Source organism: Bacillus sp. JAS24-2 (genome assembly GCF_008274905.1).
Classification (GTDB): Bacteria; Bacillota; Bacilli; order Bacillales; family Bacillaceae_G; genus Bacillus_A; species Bacillus_A cereus.
This window is the reverse complement of sequence record NZ_CP031068.1, coordinates 2,594,699-2,611,506: the sequence shown is the minus strand read 5'-3', so window position 1 is coordinate 2,611,506 and position 16,808 is coordinate 2,594,699. Positions and strand designations below refer to the sequence as shown.

Below are 16,808 nucleotides of genomic sequence, written 5' to 3'. Positions count from 1 at the left end.
GACACATGGCTGTAGAAGTTGTAATGCCGAAGTTAGGTATGGCGATGAAAGAAGGTATTATTACGAGCTGGAATATTAAAGCAGGCGATAATGTAGCAAAAGGAGAACTAATTGCTAGTATTAATTCAGAAAAAATTGAAACGGAAATTGAAGCGCCAGCTGATGGTACGGTACTTGATATAGCTGTAAGTGAAGATGAAGGAGTGCCGCCTGGTACTGTAATTTGCTACATCGGTAAACCAAATGAAAAAGTAGAAATGCAGGAAAGCACACATGTGGTAGAAGAAAAAACATCTAATATAGAAGTACAAAATCAAGAACCAAATGGGAAAGAAGTAGCGAAGCAAAGAATTAAAATTTCACCTGTAGCGAAGAAAATTGCAAAGTCTGAAAATCTGGATATCAAGGCATTAGTTGGTACAGGTCCTGGCGGAAGGATTACAAAGGCAGATGTATTAAAGGCGCTAGAAGAAAGAGTAGCAAATCCAGAAGTACCTGAACAAGAAGAAAGTACAGTCGTTCCTGTTACTGGTATGAGAAAAGCAATTGCGAGTCGTATGCATGCAAGCTTACAAAATAGTGCGCAATTAACGTTAACGATGAAAGTAGATGTTACAGATTTAGTTGCATTACATAAAGACATAGCGGAAGTTGTGCAAAAACGATACGAAAACAAACTAACCATTACGGATTTCGTTTCTCGTGCTGTTGTATTAGCGCTTAGAGAGCATAAAGAAATGAACAGCGCTTATATAGATGATGCCATTCATCAATTTGAACATGTGCATTTAGGCATAGCAGTCGCATTAGAAAAAGGATTAGTCGTTCCAGCTATTCGCTTTGCAAATAATTTATCTTTAGTAGAGTTGTCTAAAGAGATTAAGGATATGGCACAAAAGGCGCGAGCAGGTAGCTTAAGTAGTGATGATATGCACGGAACGACATTTACAATTAGTAATTTAGGTAGCTTTGGTATTGAATATTTCACACCTGTATTAAATACACCTGAGACTGGTATTTTAGGTATTGGCGCAATTGAACATGTTCCTGTATATAAAGGGAAAAAATTTAAAAAAGGTAGTATGTTACCTTTAAGTTTAACATTCGATCATCGTGTACTAGACGGTGCACCAGCAGCTGCATTTTTACGCACAATTAAATATTATTTAGAAGAACCTATAACAATTCTTTTATAAAGAGAAGGTGAGAGAATGAGTAAATTAGTTGTAATTGGAGGCGGACCAGCTGGATATGTAGCGGCAATTACCGCGGCTCAAAATGGAAAAGAGGTCACTCTTATTGATGAAGCTGACCTTGGCGGAACGTGTTTAAATGTTGGGTGTATGCCGACGAAATCATTGTTAGAAAGTGCAGAAGTGCATGACATTGTGAGAAAAGCGAATGATTATGGGGTTACGCTTAATACAGGAAGTATATCAATTGATTGGGATCAAATACAGGCAAGGAAATCACAAATCGTAATGCAACTCGTCCAAGGAATACAATATTTAATGAAGAAAAATAAAATTAAAGTTGTAAAAGGAAAAGCGAAATTCGAAACGGATCATCGTGTGCGAGTTGTACAAGGAAATAAAGAAGAAGTAGTGGATGGAGAGAGGTTTATTATCGCAGCTGGTTCCGAACCTACAGAATTACCATTCGCTCCGTTTGATGGAAAATGGATTTTAAATAGTAGCCATGCGATGTCTCTTGAGAGTGTACCATCTTCATTGTTAATCGTTGGCGGTGGTGTAATAGGATGTGAGTTTGCAAGTATTTATAGTCGCCTTGGGACAAAAGTTACGATTGTTGAAATGGCACCGCAATTATTACCAGGTGAAGATGAAGATATCGCACATATTTTAAGAGAGAAATTAGAAAGTGATGGCGTAGAAATATTTACAGGAGCTGCTTTAAAAGGATTAAATAATTATAAGAAGCAAGCTTCATTTGAATATGAAGGTAGTATCCAAGAAGCTAACCCGGAATATGTTCTCATTTCTGTCGGCCGAAAACCACGTGTACAACAATTAGATTTAGAAAAAGCAGGGGTTCAGTTTTCAAATAAAGGGATTGCTGTGAACGAACATATGCAAACGAACGTATCACATATTTACGCAGCTGGTGATGTGATCGGTGGAATTCAGCTTGCTCACGTTGCCTTCCATGAAGGAACGACAGCAGCATTACACGCAAGTGGAGAAGACGTGAAAGTAAATTATCACGCTGTGCCTCGATGTATATACACAGCTCCAGAAATAGCTAGTGTCGGGTTAAGTGAAAAAGGTGCAAGAGAACAATATGGTGATATTCTCATCGGAGAATTTCCTTTTACAGCGAACGGAAAAGCTCTTATTTTAGGAGAACAAGTAGGGAAAGTAAAAGTCATTGTGGAACCTAAATACCAAGAAATTGTAGGGATTTCTATTATCGGTCCTTATGCAACTGAACTTATTGGTCAAGGAACCGTAATGATTCATACAGAAGTTACCGCTGATATAATGAGAGATTATATTGCAGCACATCCAACTTTATCTGAGGCGATTCATGAAGCGTTAATGCAAGCAGTAGGACATGCTGTACATGCTTAAATAGAAATATGATAAACCACTATTCTCTAAATGAAAGAGAGAATAGTGGTTTGAATTTTTATAGAAGAAATTAAATGTCTTATTACTATTTAATTTCAATCGCTGAAGTAATATCGTTCCAATCAGCAGCTAAATTAGCAGTTTTACCGTACCAATCAGCATGTTTAAATAAAACGCCTTTTCCATATCCTTGTGTTGAAGTGTGCTCCCAAAGTGTCGTTGAATAACTTGCAGAAGGTGACGCTGTACTTACAGAAGAAATTCTGTCATTCCAGCTAGATGGTAAGTTTTTAAAGCCGCTACTCCAGTAAATATATTGGCCACCTTTATCTTTATGTTCATAAAAATCAGTACTACCAGCACCGCTACCTAAAGGATTAATTTTATTTTTAATTGCTTTTTTATCCTTTTCAATATACGCATCTAATGTTTCACGACTAGTAAAACCGTAAGCTAGCCAATCCCCATTTTCATTTTGCTCTGGTAATACCATAGTAATTTGGATATTTTTCTTATCCTGATCATTTAATTTTGCAAATGAATTAACATTTTGTTCATCCACTTTTAAATAATCAAATGACTTAATTGTGTTGCTTTTTTCTTCAGCACTTACCGCACCTAGTCCTCCAGTTAATGCAAAACCCGCTACTAATGTTCCTGCTACTAATTTCTTCAACATATAACCATCCCTTTTTGTTTGAATTTTTGTACAGGTGAATCTTGTACAGCTAAAATGTATTCTAATTTTATACTTTTGTAAATATTCTGAAGTTTTAGAAATAATAGGCGGAATATTTACAGTTTTACATTTTTTCTTTAGAAAAAATAGTTATTGGAATGATATAATAAGTGGATATATTGTTTTTACTGGATGTAAAGATGTTTTAGGAGAGGTGTCATTGAAATATTTTACAAGAGATTGGTATAAAAAAATGCAAGTTTTAGAATTTGTAAGTTTTATAGAGTCTATAAAAGAATGGTCAGAAATGGATATAAAAAGTTTAAAGGAAGAAATAGAGGAAAGGAAAATAGATTTATTAAAATTCCTTCCTGAATCGATATACTCAATTATACAAAACATCACAACTAATTCAAAATACCCATCTGGTGAACTGAAAAAACGTATGCGAGAGTGGTCAACAGATTATGAGAAAAGAGTGGCACAATTAGATCAATCATACGTAGAATATTTTAATTCCATTGAGAAAAAACTTCCGTCAAACGTCGCTCAGTTACACAAGACATCACTACACGATAGTGTAATTAAAGTAGTAAAGAGAGAATCAGAAGATACTTTGTCTATCGTATTAGATTGCAGTGGTACTTTTAGTGAATTTGATAAACTTGAAGTAACCTTTATAGGAGTAACAAAGTGTTCTATGCCGGAAAACTTTGAAAATGCTTGGTGGTTATATCATGAAATAGCTCTTACTGAAGATGGTTTTGAACTAGGTGTTTTATTTGACTCTCCATTTAGAGAAGTGACGATTTTCGCGGCAGATGTATTACTTGTGAAGAAATAATGTTGTATGGAGTATTACAAACGTTTGACATAATAAAAAAATAAAGTTATTGTAGATACATGAAGTCTACAATAGGAGCTGTATTATGAAATATTCTAAAGCTACAAATTATGCTCTTCATACAATGCTTTTTCTGGCAAAGGCTACACCAAATAAGTTAGTTAGTGTTCACCAATTAGCAGAAATGCAAAATGTTTCACCAACGTACTTGTCTAAAATACTAACTAAGTTGACGAAGGAAGGGATGATACATTCATCATCTGGTCCAAAGGGCGGTTACTCGCTTAGTAAGAATTGGGAAGATATTTCATTTTTAGATATTATACATGCAATTGAAGGTAAAACATCATTGTTTGAATGTTGTTTACATGACAAACCTGGATGTTTAATTAATGAAGTAATGCTTGCAGCAGAAGAGAAAATGGAAGAAGAGTTACGAAATCAAAAAATCGTAGATCTTGCGAAAAAAATAAAAGTGGATTTTTAATCTGCTTTTATTTTTAAATTAATTAAGGATAAAAAGACTCTTCGATATCTTTAATTGTAGTTAGAAAATGATATGAAGAAGGAGAGAAGATGATGACTAAATTTTGGAATGATCGATATAAATCAGATGAATATTTTTACGGGGAAGAACCTAATACATTTATTAAAGAACAAGCATTTCGTTTAGCAAATCACAATAAAGTAATAGCTTTCGCGGAGGGAGAAGGTAGAAATGCTGTATTTCTAGCAAGACAAGGGAACGAAGTAACAGCTATTGATTATTCGGAAGATGGATTAGAGAAGACAAAAAAATTGGCAGAGAAGCATAACGTAAACGTGCATACAAAAAAAGTAGATTTATTAGCTGATAGTTTGCCAGAAAATGAATATGATGCAGCAATTATGGTATTTGGACATTTTCATGATAATTATAAAAAAATGATATTAGGTAAAATGATACAAACGATAAAGCCTGGTGGTTTAATTATGTTTGAAGTTTACTCAAAAAAACAAATAAACTATGGTACTGGTGGACCAAAAGATGTTGATATGCTGTATGATCCAATTGATATCCTTACTTGGTGTGAAGAACATAAGGTAATTCATTTCTTTAATGGCGAACAAGAGCGAATTGAAGGGAAAGGGCACACTGGTTTAGCTGATGTTATTCAAGTTGTTATTAGAAAATGAATATAAGTGTTAATGAAAGTTAAATGTATGAATGTAAAAGACCAGTCATGTAAGACTGGTCTTTCTATTTAGATACTAAATTATCAAGCTTCCAATATGTATCTGTTAACGGCGCTGCTTTGCTATCTATGTATAAATACATATTATTTAAATCTTTTGGTGAAGTTTTCAGTTCAAACACAACGTCAGTAGTTAAAGAGAATTCGTGTGGAACATTTTTATAGTGCTCGTCATCTATCGGATGAGCTTCACCTTCATATTTCTGACCAGTTTTTTCATCTTGTATGAAATATTTTATTTCCGAAAGATCAATAGTTTGTCCATCGTCCCGAACATTATTAATCATAACACGAGTAGTAAGGCGTCGCTCTTTGTCTATTTTTTCAAACTTTGCATTTTCAACTGTCGCTCTATAGTATTCGTTTTTAACTATTTCTCCATAGTGCATTGCATTCTTTTCGAGAGCGCTCTTTTCTTGTTTTGATGTAGTATTGCTATTACATCCTGTTAATATTCCAGTAAATAATAATGCTGTACATGTCGTTTTGATTAATGATTTCATAGTAATCCCTTTCTGTATTAAAAAGTAAAACATAGGAATAATTTTACATCAACAGGAAGGTAAATGAAAGTATTTTTGCGTAATATACAGATATACATTTATTCGGTTGGCAAATTAATGGGATAGAAAGCGGGAGAAGACTGTATAAAACGGAATAAATAAGAACTGAAAATATTGTAAAACAGAAGAGGCATACATATAATTAAAATAAAGTTTAAGTTTCTGAATCTTCAATAACGGTGGTGATAACATGTTTACTGAAGAACGTCGAGAGAGAATCTTAGAACTACTTAATACAGATGGAAGAGTAATCGCAAAGGAACTTGCGGAAAGATTTGAAATGTCTATTGATTCTATAAGAAGAGATTTGTCTATTATGGAAAAGGATGGTTTATTAAAAAGAACGCACGGAGGTGCAATTGAACTTACGCGAGTGAGGAACTTAGCTGCGGAACCAGCTAAACGTTATAGTGATAGCTCAATATATGAGAACACAATTGCAAAAGTTGCGGCATCTTATATACAAGAAGATGATTCTATTTTTATTGGCGGGGCTCCCGTTCATAATGCGATGCTGAAATATTTACCGGAAGTATCATTTACGGTTATTACGAATTCTATAGAAATAGCTGGTCATCTAAGAGAATATAAGAACATCGATACATATTTAATTGGTGGAAAAGTAAAGCCTTCAGGAAATATTACTGATACATTTGCCTCTGAATTGATAAGTAGATTTTCTATTGATCTTTATTTCTCTACAGGTGGAGGCATTTCATTACAAGGTATTAGTACTGCAACACCTGAAGTTGCTTATTTTAGTAAAAGAGTAAGTGAAATTGCTAGAAGAAATATTTGTTTAGCTCCGCATAATAAACTTGGAATAGATTGTTTTATAAGAGGAGAGTCTCTAAAAGAAGTTGACCTTATTATAACTGACGAAGAGGCTAGTAAAGAAACTGTTCAGGAATTTGAGAAACAAGGTAAACAAGTTGTAATAGCGCCATTATATTGATTTGAAAGGAGTTTGACATGATTGTAAAAGAGCAAGAGTATCATATAAATGGATTAACTTATACAATTCGTTCTGCAGCTGAAAAAGATGCTGAGCAGTTATCGAAAATTAGAGTTCAGATTGATGGAGAAACTGAAAATATGGATAGAGATGCTGGAGAGGGATTTATAGATGACCTAGGGTTTCAAAAAATAATAAAAACAGATAGTGAAGAAACGAAGAATCTCTTTTTAGTTGTAGAAGTGCACAATCGAATTGTTGGATTTTCAAGATGTGAAGGATCAAATTTTAAGAGATTATCTCATAAAGTGGAGTTTGGCGTTTGTATTTTAAAAGAGTTTTGGGGATATAGAATGGGGAAGAGCCTATTACAACAATCTATTAAATGGGCTGACGAAAATGCAGTAAATAAAATATCTTTACAAGTATTAGAGACAAACGAGAAAGCTATTCATCTTTATAAAAAATTAGGTTTTGAAGTAGAAGGCATTTTGAAAAATGACAAAAGACTATCGGATGGAAAGTATTATAATACGGTAGTGATGGGAAGATTTACTAATACTTTTCATGAAAGAGGTGAAGAAGTATGTTTTACAGAAGGAAGTACTATGTAGTGAAAAATGAATTCATAGAAGTATTTAATGATCATTTCAATCACACGAACTTACCTAATCAATTAAAGCATGGTTCTAGGCTAATAGGACGCTGGATGAAAGATAATAAGAATGGTACGTCTGAAGTATTTGCCATATGGGAATATGATAGTTATGAACAGTATAATGAAATAGAATCGAAAATTAGAAGTGACGAGAGGCATATTAAAGGAATACATGAATGGTATGAAAACCATGGCGGGAAAGAATATGTTTTACAGGAGTACATAGTAGAGATGAAAAATGAAGAGTTAGTATGTACTGTAAAGTAACAGAGGGGTGAGGGATAAGAGAAATTAAAACAAAATTATATTTTAGTTTAGCATCCACTATTTTATTTGCAATAGCCGTGATTGTTTTCTTTATAAATGGTAATCCACAAAAGTGGTTTTGGTTATGTATTTTCTTTGCGTCCATTATACAAAATATAGTGCTACTAAAAAAGAATAAAGAAGTGCATTAAGATATTCAAATTATTAACATATTTGTGTCGTCTTGCTAGTTGTATTGAAAACGCTTTTATTCAGTTTTATAATAAAAGTATGTTTTATAAATCTCCAAAACAATTAAAAGGGAGATGATACAATGTTAGCTTCACCGTTTTACTTACATACATGGAAAAAGTTTGTTAATGAAGGTGTTCTTGATTCAAATCGCATAAATCAAAGAATTTCAGAATCGTGGCATCGATGTAAACAGGCTAATGTTAATCCTCACATGAATAAAGGTCAGAAAATTTTGTCTTCTAACATTTTTCAAGAACAAAAGAAAAAGAGTGAAATTTTCCTTGATATCGCATTACCTCAAATACAAAATATGAGAAAAACCATTGATGAACTACAAATGATGGCATTATTAATCGATCCAGATGGTTATGTTCTATCGTTAAGTGGAAATAAACAAACGTTAAAGCGAGCGAAACATATTAATTTTATTGAAGGTGTAAAATGGACGGAATCAGCTGTTGGCACAAATGCAATTGGAACAGCGCTAGAAATTGAAGAAGCTATTATGATAAGTGGTACTGAACATTACACCGTGGCATCTCATAGCTGGAGTTGTGCGGCTGCTCCCATTCATAATGATGATGGGAAATTAATTGGTGTTCTAGATTTCTCGTGTCCAATTGAATTTTCGCATCCATATATGCTCGGTATGGTAACTTCAATTGCACATGCGATAGAACATGAATGTAGCATAAGAGTTCATCAAAATGAATTACACTTAATCCATCGTTTTTTAGATGTCATTGATAGTGATGAACAAGTAGTTATTTGTAATCATCGTGATGTTATCGTTTCTGCGAGTAAGAGCGTTCGTGAACGAATAAATAATTGGTCAAGAATGAAACTTGAAGAGTTAATGCACCATGGATTGGAAACTAAATTAGAGATACCAGTATATAGTAATGAAAGAATGATTGGGAAATGTATGTATTTAAAGGAAAATAAACAAATGAATACATATTCTGCTCTCACATTTATAAAAGGGATTACTTTTTCAGGAGTTACCGGGACAAGCAGAGCATTTCAACACACACTAGAAGAAATTAAGCTTGTTTCACCGACTGATGCTAGTGTGTATGTATGTGGTGAGACAGGAGTAGGAAAGGAATATGTCGCGAGAGCGATTCATGAAAATAGTCCAAGAAAAGACGGGCCCTTTATAGCTGTTAACTGCGGTTCTTTGCCTAAAGAATTAATGGAAAGTGAATTGTTCGGTTATGCTGAAGGTGCGTTTACAGGTGCGCGACGTCAAGGATATAAAGGGAAATTTGAACAAGCAAACGGAGGAACATTATTTTTAGATGAAATTGGTGAAGTACCACCAGAGATGCAAGTAGCATTATTGCGTGTTTTACAAGAACGCACAATAACTCCAATTGGGAGTTCAAAATTGGTACCAGTAAATATTCGTATTATTACTGCCACACATAAAGATTTACTACGGTTAGTAGAAGAAGGGAAATTCCGTCAAGATTTATATTATCGTTTGCACGTTTATCCGTTATATGTTCCATCGTTAATAGAAAGAAAAGAGGATATCCCATATTTTATACAACACTTTTGCGAACGGAAGAATTGGAATGTTGTATTTCCAAAGAGTATATACAATCAATTTTTACAACATACATGGCCCGGAAATATTCGGGAACTAGTAAATGTATTAGAACGCATTTACATTTTGTCGCAAGGACGGGAAATATGCGAAAAACAAGTAGATTTTTTGTTACAAACAATGAGGGGAAATCAACAACAACTTGAGTTACAAGTTGAAAATAAAACAGAACATACATTACATTTTCGCGAAAAAATACAGCGTGATAGCATGATTGAAGCATTACAAAAGACAAATGGAAATGTTTCGTTAGCTGCAAAACTATTAAATGTACCCCGTAGTACATTTTATAAACGAATGCAAAAATATAAGTTATAAAGTAGATTTTTGCAATCTACTTTTTCTTTGTGGGCTCATGTTCTGTCGGAATGTGCGCTTACCGGGGAAATAATAGAACAGTTAGAAATTAATTTCCGAAAGGGGGACTTATGTGAAGTATATTGAAATTGGCTTCGGAAATAGGTGGTTCGTTCGAACAGAAACTGAAAATAAAGATGGAACTGAATTTGAGGAACGAGGAATTATAAAACCTATTTATTTTGAGTCTTTATATGTACGAATTTGGTTTCGGAAAACGTGTTTTATTTTTGATACGAAAGAAGGGTTTAAAAAAACTAAGAAGAGGAGGATTGAATATAAATTTATAGTTGGAATTGTAAGTAGACTGAATAAAGAAAAAGTGTGCTGATATACGTTATTATATTGACCAGGAAATTCTTTGGACTTATATTAAATTCATAAAAAGCAATTTTACTAAATATAAATTGTTAAAAAAACCACTAAAAAAATTATTATCAAGACCAAAAAAAAAAAAATAAAAAAATAAAGGTGAGCGCATATTAGTCATGTATAATATGTACTCACCTTTATTTTCTTGTTCAAAGCACCCGTTAGTCACTCATGGAACATGGAATAAAGTGTGGTATTGATTTAAAATAAAGTTTGATAATTTATAAAAAAAAAGATTGATAAAAACCCTGTATTAATATAAGATTTTTCTTTTGCCCCTTAAATTTCAGTTGTATTGTTCAATTAAAGGGCCAGATTGTTGAGGAAACAGGAATAATAAGAATACTCAAAAGATTGTTTGTGAAGTGCTACACTTAAACTAACGGGCAGTTTAGCTTAAGTACATTTTTTCACAAATTTAAAGGGGGATATTTCCCCATTTTTTATACCAGCTTAACGTTGATTCGGGAATGTTGAACTTCGCTACCTGCTAATTGAATTCTACTTCATCTGGAGACCTTTAAATTAAAATGTTTCCTTTCTTCTGACAGACTTATTAAATTTCGAAAACAATCAATTCAATCATCTTTTCGTATAGAAAAAACTTATTAAGAAACATGCACTAGAAAAAATATAAATCATATATTAGGAGATATCCCGTTTGAATGCTTGAGGAGGATATTATGAAACCTATGTTACCTAGTGAAAAATATTTCGGTAATTTAGAACTAGTTTATGCATTTTATGGGGCTATGCCTACAGGTGTTACTGTTTCAGAAACCGGTCGTATTTTCATTTGCTTTCCGAAATGGGGAGACGATGTTAAATTTACGGTGGCGGAAATTTTTGAGGATAAATTGCAGCCTTATCCTAATTTACAAACCAATTTGGTTAATCCCGAGAATATCCCAATGACTTTCATCAGTGTCCAAAGTGTAGTTGCTGATGGAAGGGGAACGCTTTGGATATTAGATACAGCGGCACCCAATTTTTCTGAACCTATTAAAGGGGGGGCAAAATTAGTCGCTGTTGATTTAGAAACCAATACAATAAGAAAAGTATATACCTTTACAGAAGATGTTGTCCTGCCTACAACTTATCTGAATGATGTCCGTTTTGATTTTCGTGTTGGAAAAGCAGGTTATGCCTATATAACGGATTCTTCTTCAAGAGGACCAGGAGCTATTATCGTCGTAGATTTATCAAATGGAAACGCGTTTAGACGGTTAAATGGAGCAAATTCAACTTCACCCGATCCCTATTTTTTACCGAAAGTAGAAGGTCAAATTTTAATGAATCGAAACAAAGACGGTTCAACTTCTCCATTTAGGTTGGCGTCTGATAGTCTTGCGATTTCTCCCGATGGAAAGATATTATTTTTTGCTCCACTAACCAGTCGGCATTTGTTCTCGATCTCAACAGAAGCCTTGAGAGACAGAACGATACCGGACATGAATTTACCTTATCATGTGGAGTATTGGGGAGAAAAAGGTGCGTCTGATGGAATGATCACCGATGCAAAGGGAGCTGTTTATGCTGGAGATTATGAAAACAACAGTATCCGTAAGATATTGCCAAATGGCATAATGGAAGCTATCGCACATGATCCGAGAATTTTGTGGCCGGATACTTTTTCAATTGGTCCGGATCAATATTTGTATGTCATTGTGAACCAATTACATCGACAGCCTAGATTTCATTATGGAAAAGACTTACGACAGAAACCTTATAGTTTACTTCGTATCAAAATTGATGAATTTCCTGCTCCGACCTCTTCATAATAAAAATAGTCAATTAATTGTTTTCATTGATAGAAAATGATCAAACTTTTTTATAAAACCAAAACATAAACCTGCTGGATAAGAATCCATTTTGATCAATCTTTGATATGCTCCCCATTAGGTAGACAGATAAAAAATAAAAATCTGTTTATCTAAGGGGAGTATTTTTTATGGCTAGAATGAAATATTCTAAAGCTGAAAAATTGGCGATTTTAGCTCTTTATAAAGATGGTCATCATTCAATAGCTGACATTACGGCAAAGTTTTCTGTTGATCCTGGGACGATTAGAGATTGGAAAAGAAGGTATGAAGTGAATGGTGAAGACGGCCTAGAAGAAGCACTTTCTTGGAAGCGTTACTCAAAAGAGCTAAAGTTAGCAGCCGTCAATAATTATCTATCAGGACACGATTCGTTAAACAAGATTATCCAAAAATACAATATATCCAGTACTGCGGTTTTGAGAAAATGGATTAAAAAGTATAATAGTCATAGAGAACTAAATGATACCGGTAAAGGAATGACAAACTCTATGACAAGTAGAAGAAAAACAACGTTAGAAGAACGAATTCAAATTGTGAATTACTGTATACAACATCAGAAAAACTATCAGCTCACAGCCGAAAGTTATGAAGTTTCTTATCAACAAGTATATCAATGGGTCAAGAAGTTTGAAGCGAATGGTGAAGAAGCACTACAAGATAAACGCGGTCGAAAGAAAGAAGAATATGAATTAACAGCTGAAGAAAAGTTTAAACTGGAAATGAAACGTTTAGAACGAGAAAATGAACGATTACGTGCAGAAAATGCTTTTTTTAAAAAAAGTTAGAAGAACTCGAAAGGAGGCGTCGTTAACAAGCGTTCGTCTACAAAATAAATATAGAGCGATTCAAGATTTACATGCGAATGAAAATTTGCCAGTAATCCTTTTATGTGAAATTGCCGGTGTATCTCGTGCTGCTTATTATAAATGGCTACAGCGTACGCCAACAGCTAGAGAATTAGAGAATGAAGCAATTCTTCTGGATATTCAAGCTATTTATGCACGAGTAGAAGGCATTTATGGGTACCGAAGAATGAAATTAAATATTAATAGAATATATCATAAAAAGTTTAATCACAAACGCATTTATCGCTTAATGCACATTGCTGGATTACAGTCCGTGATTCGTCGGAAAAGAAAGCGCTATGTTCCCTCAACTGCGCAATATGTCGCTGAAAATCGACTAAATCGTGAATTTACTGCAAGCAAACCCAATGAAAAATGGGTAACAGATGTCACGGAGTTCAAATTAGGAAACGGAAGGAAAACGTATTTAAGCGCCATTTTAGATCTTTATGATGGGTCTATTATTAGTTATGTATTGGGACATTCAAACAATAATAAATTGGTATTTCAAACATTGGATCAAGCTATCACTATATTAAAAGAATGAACATCCATTGATTCATAGTGATCGAGGGTATCAATATACGTCACATGGGTTTAAGAGAAAGATAGAAAAAGCAAAAATGATTCATAGCATGTCACGTGTAGGAAAATGTATAGATAATGGACCAATGGAATCGTTTTTGGGGACGTTGAAGTGTGAAAAGTATTACCTACATAAGTATGAGACATTTGAAGCGTTACAACAAGCGATAGATAATTATATCAGTTTTACAATAATGAACGTTACCAAGAAAAATTAAACGGCTTAAGCCCATTAGAATATAGGGTTCAAGCCGCTTAAAGTGTTTTTTATTATTTCCACTGTCTACTTGACAGGGAGCTGTTCACTTTTTCAAAATGGATTCTTTTTATTTACCATAGAATACGGGTTAACACGATATTTTTAATCAAACTTTATTTTAAAATTACGAAGGAACTCATGAATGTTTTAAAAAATATGGTGAAGTAGTAATACCCCAACTTATGAGTGAAATTAATGAAAAGTTAAAATGGGATGTTGTTAGTTATGTAGATCATAAGGAGTATGCTTTATGGCCACTACTAAAATATTTTAAAAAGATAATTAAACAAGATTCACAAGAATGGAAAACACGAGGTTTAGAACTGTATAAATTATCTAGTGTAGCAGATATAAAGGGGAGTAATAGAGCCTCGTACGATATACAAAAAGAAATTGCAACTGCTGCAGTAAAAAGTGGGATTAATGACATATGGGAAGTTAGACAACATGATGAAGAATTTCTTTTCTCGTTAAATTTAATATATAATCAATTATTTGATTTTGTGGAGATTGCTACTGATATTGAAGAGTTAATTTCTATTTGGATATTAAGTTGTGGGATATTATCTTGGTATCACAAAGAAGACCGAGCAGGATTAAAACATATTTATTTCAAATGTATAAATAAAGGTAAAGAAATAGGCGCTGAAGAAATTGAAAAACTATTAGCGGATTTATCACCAGAACAAGTAAAGATTGTTTTTTATCAAGAAAGTAAGGAATATGTAAAAATACTAAATCAAACTGATTATAATCAAAGAAGTAAATTAGAAGAAAGTGAATTAAAAGCAATTCTAAGTGAAATGAAAGAGGAGGAAATAATAGAGTTTTTAAAATTTGAAAAGAATTCATTGATGAGATGGACTTCAATTAATATTGCTTGGGATATTATTGGAAATCGTGGTGAGATTTCTAAGGACATTGCTGAAGAATTTACTGAAATTATTTTAAGTAGATTAGAGAGTTATTCTTGGGAAAATTCGGGGGGATAAGCATTGTTGAAAAAATTAAAAATATATTAAAAGAAGATTTTTTATGGGATTTGGCGGAATATAATATAAAAAATCTTGATGACGATGACAATTATTATACTTGTAGCTCGAATATGGAGTTTCTGTTGCAATACGCAGGAGATTTATTATTTATAGATATTGTGAAATATATGTTCGATGAAGAGTTGAAATGTCACTATATGTGGCTAACTGGATGTGGATATATAAGCTTTAATTTTGAAATTGCTCCTTCAACTAGCTATTTACCTCAGCCTAAAGATATTAAAGAACTTGTTTGTAATATTCTATTTGAAGATTTTTCATTGAAAATCTCAATAGCTCTTTCATATATTTCTTTATCAACACAAAATCTTTCTGTTATCCAATAATTAAGTTCAGAAGATGTAATGATTTGTTCTCTTTTCTTACCTTGGAAATATCGTTTTAAAACATTATCATTAATAGAAGTTGAAATACCATCGATATAACCGAAAATCTGAATTTTCTTTAATACAGGAGATGTATGCCAATCGTTAGACCTTGAAATAAGTTCTTTCATATTTGATAAGTGTATTGGTTCTTTTACTTTTTCTTGATGAGCTTTAATAAGCTCATTTAAAAACTTTAAGCTAGTAGGCTGTTTTGTCGTTCCTAAAAATGATAGAAAGCTATTTACTAGTTGTACTTGGGTCATTTTCTTATCCTTTCTATATAGAAATTGTTATTGGTATTATTATAGAATATATGTCAGAAAATACAGTTATTCATTAATGGAGTGGGAGAGAATTATATGTCGATGTCGCTATATTATAAAAAAATCCGGGAGCAATTAGGACATGAACTAATATTTATGCCAAGTGTAGCTGCAGTTATTAAAAACGAGCAGGGAGAACTCTTATTTCAATATCCTGGCGGAGAATATTGGAGTTTGCCGGCTGGAGCAATTGAGCCTGGAGAAACTCCAGAAGAAGCGGTAGTTCGTGAAGTGTGGGAAGAAACGGGTTTGAAAGTGCAAGTAAAAAAACAAAAAGGGGTATTTGGAGGGGAAAGGTTCCGTCATATATATCCGAATGGCGATCAAGTAGAATATATTGTTGTTGTGTTTGAATGTGAAATTACTAGTGGAAAACTGAAATCGATAGATGGTGAATCTTTAAAGCTACAATATTTCTCATTTTCTGAAAAGCCTCCTTTAGCACTACCATACCCGGATAATATATTTTTATAGATGTAAAATAGCACACCTTATTTATTGAAGGTGTGCTATTTATATAACCCGGTCGTATACATCTCCGTTAACGTATACACAATTTCCTCTAAGTTAATCTTTTTGTCATTTTGCATAATAGTCCAAAGAAACGATTCATTCATCGCGAACCAACCGCGTGCTACAATCTCTTTATTTAAATTAGGTTGTGCTAATCCACTTTCTTGAGAGTAAGTAATATCCTGTTTAATGCTTGTTATAAAACGTTCCCGAATCTCATCCCATTTTTGCCGTATTTCTCTTGATAATCCTATCGCTTCCTCTACAACTTGCAAAATAGCGCGTTCTTCATCTGCTAATTGCAGGAATGCTCTAACTTGATTTTGGATCATTATACGTGCTTCCTCTTTTGTTTGTGGAGAAAAAGAGCGTTCAGCGATATTATAAAAACGATTCATAACATCTTCCATTAAACTAATTAGGAGATCATCTTTGTTTTTGAAGTATACATATGCTGTACCATATCCGGTTTCTGCATGTTTAATAATTTGTGTAATTGTCGTTTTTTGAAATCCGTTACGTATAAAAATAGTGTAACCAGAGTGTAATAGTTTCTTCTTCGTTTCTAAGGAGCGGTGTTTTCTTGATGAAAGGGTACTGTTTTTCAAAGAATCACCTCTTTATACTGAAATATCTGAAAATATAATTGTATTGTAAAAGAAGTTCATAT

General features: G+C 33.3%; 17 protein-coding genes and 1 pseudogene. 14 read left to right on the top strand and 4 right to left on the bottom strand.

Going from position 1 to position 16,808, the window contains the following annotated elements; genetic code table 11:
- Nucleotides 1–5 precede the first annotated feature (5 nt).
- Entirely contained in the window at nt 6–1,196 is a 1,191-nt protein-coding gene (locus tag DN407_RS13510; RefSeq protein ID WP_098022668.1) for a dihydrolipoamide acetyltransferase family protein, read from the top strand.
- Nucleotides 1,197–1,211: 15 nt separating this feature from the next.
- The gene (lpdA, locus tag DN407_RS13505) at nt 1,212–2,591 is read left to right on the top strand and encodes a dihydrolipoyl dehydrogenase (protein ID WP_000041211.1); all 1,380 of its coding nucleotides are present in this window, start codon (nt 1,212–1,214) and stop codon (nt 2,589–2,591) included.
- 85 nt (nt 2,592–2,676) lie between these two features.
- Here the strand turns inward: lpdA and DN407_RS13500 are convergent, their stop codons facing one another.
- Nucleotides 2,677–3,270, bottom strand: coding sequence for a hypothetical protein (locus DN407_RS13500; protein ID WP_000914430.1), 594 nt, complete (start codon nt 3,268–3,270; stop codon nt 2,677–2,679).
- Between the two features lie 220 nt (nt 3,271–3,490).
- Here DN407_RS13500 and DN407_RS13495 point away from each other — a divergent pair, with 220 nt between their 5' ends.
- From DN407_RS13495 to DN407_RS13485, 3 genes are all read left to right on the top strand, one after another.
- Nucleotides 3,491–4,114 (top strand): DUF4085 domain-containing protein, encoded by a 624-nt coding sequence (locus DN407_RS13495; RefSeq protein ID WP_000873444.1) that lies wholly within the window; start codon nt 3,491–3,493, stop codon nt 4,112–4,114.
- An 85-nt stretch (nt 4,115–4,199) separates the two neighbouring features.
- A complete protein-coding gene (locus DN407_RS13490; protein ID WP_000877650.1) occupies nt 4,200–4,601 on the top strand; it encodes an Rrf2 family transcriptional regulator in 402 nt (133 codons plus the stop codon).
- 89 nt (nt 4,602–4,690) lie between these two features.
- The gene (locus tag DN407_RS13485; RefSeq protein ID WP_002025884.1) at nt 4,691–5,290 is read left to right on the top strand and encodes a class I SAM-dependent methyltransferase; all 600 of its coding nucleotides are present in this window, start codon (nt 4,691–4,693) and stop codon (nt 5,288–5,290) included.
- Between the two features lie 64 nt (nt 5,291–5,354).
- Here DN407_RS13485 and DN407_RS13480 read toward each other — a convergent pair whose 3' ends face one another.
- The gene (locus tag DN407_RS13480; RefSeq protein ID WP_000838469.1) at nt 5,355–5,852 is read right to left on the bottom strand and encodes a hypothetical protein; all 498 of its coding nucleotides are present in this window, start codon (nt 5,850–5,852) and stop codon (nt 5,355–5,357) included.
- 250 nt (nt 5,853–6,102) lie between these two features.
- Here DN407_RS13480 and DN407_RS13475 point away from each other — a divergent pair, with 250 nt between their 5' ends.
- From DN407_RS13475 to DN407_RS32140, 8 genes and pseudogenes are all read left to right on the top strand, one after another.
- Nucleotides 6,103–6,867, top strand: coding sequence for a DeoR/GlpR family DNA-binding transcription regulator (locus DN407_RS13475; protein ID WP_053512406.1), 765 nt, complete (start codon nt 6,103–6,105; stop codon nt 6,865–6,867).
- A 17-nt stretch (nt 6,868–6,884) separates the two neighbouring features.
- The gene (locus DN407_RS13470) at nt 6,885–7,481 is read left to right on the top strand and encodes a GNAT family N-acetyltransferase (protein ID WP_000635686.1); all 597 of its coding nucleotides are present in this window, start codon (nt 6,885–6,887) and stop codon (nt 7,479–7,481) included.
- A complete protein-coding gene (locus tag DN407_RS13465; protein ID WP_000499983.1) occupies nt 7,454–7,792 on the top strand; it encodes an NIPSNAP family protein in 339 nt (112 codons plus the stop codon). Before DN407_RS13470 ends, DN407_RS13465 begins: the two co-directional genes overlap by 28 nt.
- Nucleotides 7,793–8,105: 313 nt before the next feature.
- Nucleotides 8,106–9,956 carry a sigma-54-dependent Fis family transcriptional regulator gene (locus tag DN407_RS13460; protein ID WP_149216368.1) on the top strand — a complete coding sequence of 617 codons (1,851 nt, stop codon included), beginning with the start codon at nt 8,106–8,108 and terminating at the stop codon, nt 9,954–9,956.
- Between the two features lie 112 nt (nt 9,957–10,068).
- A complete protein-coding gene (locus DN407_RS13455) occupies nt 10,069–10,326 on the top strand; it encodes a DUF3977 family protein (RefSeq protein ID WP_000873827.1) in 258 nt (85 codons plus the stop codon).
- A gap of 724 nt (nt 10,327–11,050) precedes the next feature.
- Nucleotides 11,051–12,148, top strand: coding sequence for an L-dopachrome tautomerase-related protein (locus tag DN407_RS13450; RefSeq protein ID WP_015382380.1), 1,098 nt, complete (start codon nt 11,051–11,053; stop codon nt 12,146–12,148).
- Between the two features lie 170 nt (nt 12,149–12,318).
- A pseudogene (locus DN407_RS13445) lies at nt 12,319–13,879 on the top strand (IS3 family transposase).
- Nucleotides 13,880–14,061: 182 nt separating this feature from the next.
- Complete coding sequence (locus DN407_RS32140) at nt 14,062–14,871, top strand: hypothetical protein (protein ID WP_255446518.1); 810 nt, start codon at nt 14,062–14,064, stop codon at nt 14,869–14,871.
- A gap of 268 nt (nt 14,872–15,139) precedes the next feature.
- On the opposite strand, the gene DN407_RS13430 is transcribed toward DN407_RS32140, so the two are convergent.
- Complete coding sequence (locus DN407_RS13430) at nt 15,140–15,565, bottom strand: hypothetical protein (protein WP_149216367.1); 426 nt, start codon at nt 15,563–15,565, stop codon at nt 15,140–15,142.
- Nucleotides 15,566–15,661: 96 nt separating this feature from the next.
- Here DN407_RS13430 and DN407_RS13420 point away from each other — a divergent pair, with 96 nt between their 5' ends.
- Nucleotides 15,662–16,099 (top strand): NUDIX hydrolase, encoded by a 438-nt coding sequence (locus DN407_RS13420; RefSeq protein ID WP_000062929.1) that lies wholly within the window; start codon nt 15,662–15,664, stop codon nt 16,097–16,099.
- 35 nt (nt 16,100–16,134) lie between these two features.
- Here DN407_RS13420 and DN407_RS13415 read toward each other — a convergent pair whose 3' ends face one another.
- Nucleotides 16,135–16,746, bottom strand: coding sequence for a TetR/AcrR family transcriptional regulator (locus DN407_RS13415; RefSeq protein WP_000798551.1), 612 nt, complete (start codon nt 16,744–16,746; stop codon nt 16,135–16,137).
- Between the last annotated feature and the right edge of the window lie 62 nt (nt 16,747–16,808).

Bases quoted from the DNA above. Each gene is read 5' to 3' on its own strand.
- DN407_RS13480 (WP_000838469.1), bottom strand. From the start codon at position 5,852: ATGAAATCATTAATCAAAACGACATGTACAGCATTATTATTTACTGGA.
- DN407_RS13475 (WP_053512406.1), top strand. From the start codon at position 6,103: ATGTTTACTGAAGAACGTCGAGAGAGAATCTTAGAACTACTTAATACA.
- DN407_RS13450 (WP_015382380.1), top strand. From the start codon at position 11,051: ATGAAACCTATGTTACCTAGTGAAAAATATTTCGGTAATTTAGAACTA.
- DN407_RS32140 (WP_255446518.1), top strand. From the start codon at position 14,062: ATGAGTGAAATTAATGAAAAGTTAAAATGGGATGTTGTTAGTTATGTA.
- DN407_RS13460 (WP_149216368.1), top strand. From the start codon at position 8,106: ATGTTAGCTTCACCGTTTTACTTACATACATGGAAAAAGTTTGTTAAT.
- DN407_RS13470 (WP_000635686.1), top strand. From the start codon at position 6,885: ATGATTGTAAAAGAGCAAGAGTATCATATAAATGGATTAACTTATACA.
- DN407_RS13490 (WP_000877650.1), top strand. From the start codon at position 4,200: ATGAAATATTCTAAAGCTACAAATTATGCTCTTCATACAATGCTTTTT.
- DN407_RS13510 (WP_098022668.1), top strand. From the start codon at position 6: ATGGCTGTAGAAGTTGTAATGCCGAAGTTAGGTATGGCGATGAAAGAA.
- DN407_RS13420 (WP_000062929.1), top strand. From the start codon at position 15,662: ATGTCGATGTCGCTATATTATAAAAAAATCCGGGAGCAATTAGGACAT.
- lpdA (WP_000041211.1), top strand. From the start codon at position 1,212: ATGAGTAAATTAGTTGTAATTGGAGGCGGACCAGCTGGATATGTAGCG.
- DN407_RS13430 (WP_149216367.1), bottom strand. From the start codon at position 15,565: ATGACCCAAGTACAACTAGTAAATAGCTTTCTATCATTTTTAGGAACG.
- DN407_RS13485 (WP_002025884.1), top strand. From the start codon at position 4,691: ATGATGACTAAATTTTGGAATGATCGATATAAATCAGATGAATATTTT.
- DN407_RS13465 (WP_000499983.1), top strand. From the start codon at position 7,454: ATGTTTTACAGAAGGAAGTACTATGTAGTGAAAAATGAATTCATAGAA.
- DN407_RS13500 (WP_000914430.1), bottom strand. From the start codon at position 3,270: ATGTTGAAGAAATTAGTAGCAGGAACATTAGTAGCGGGTTTTGCATTA.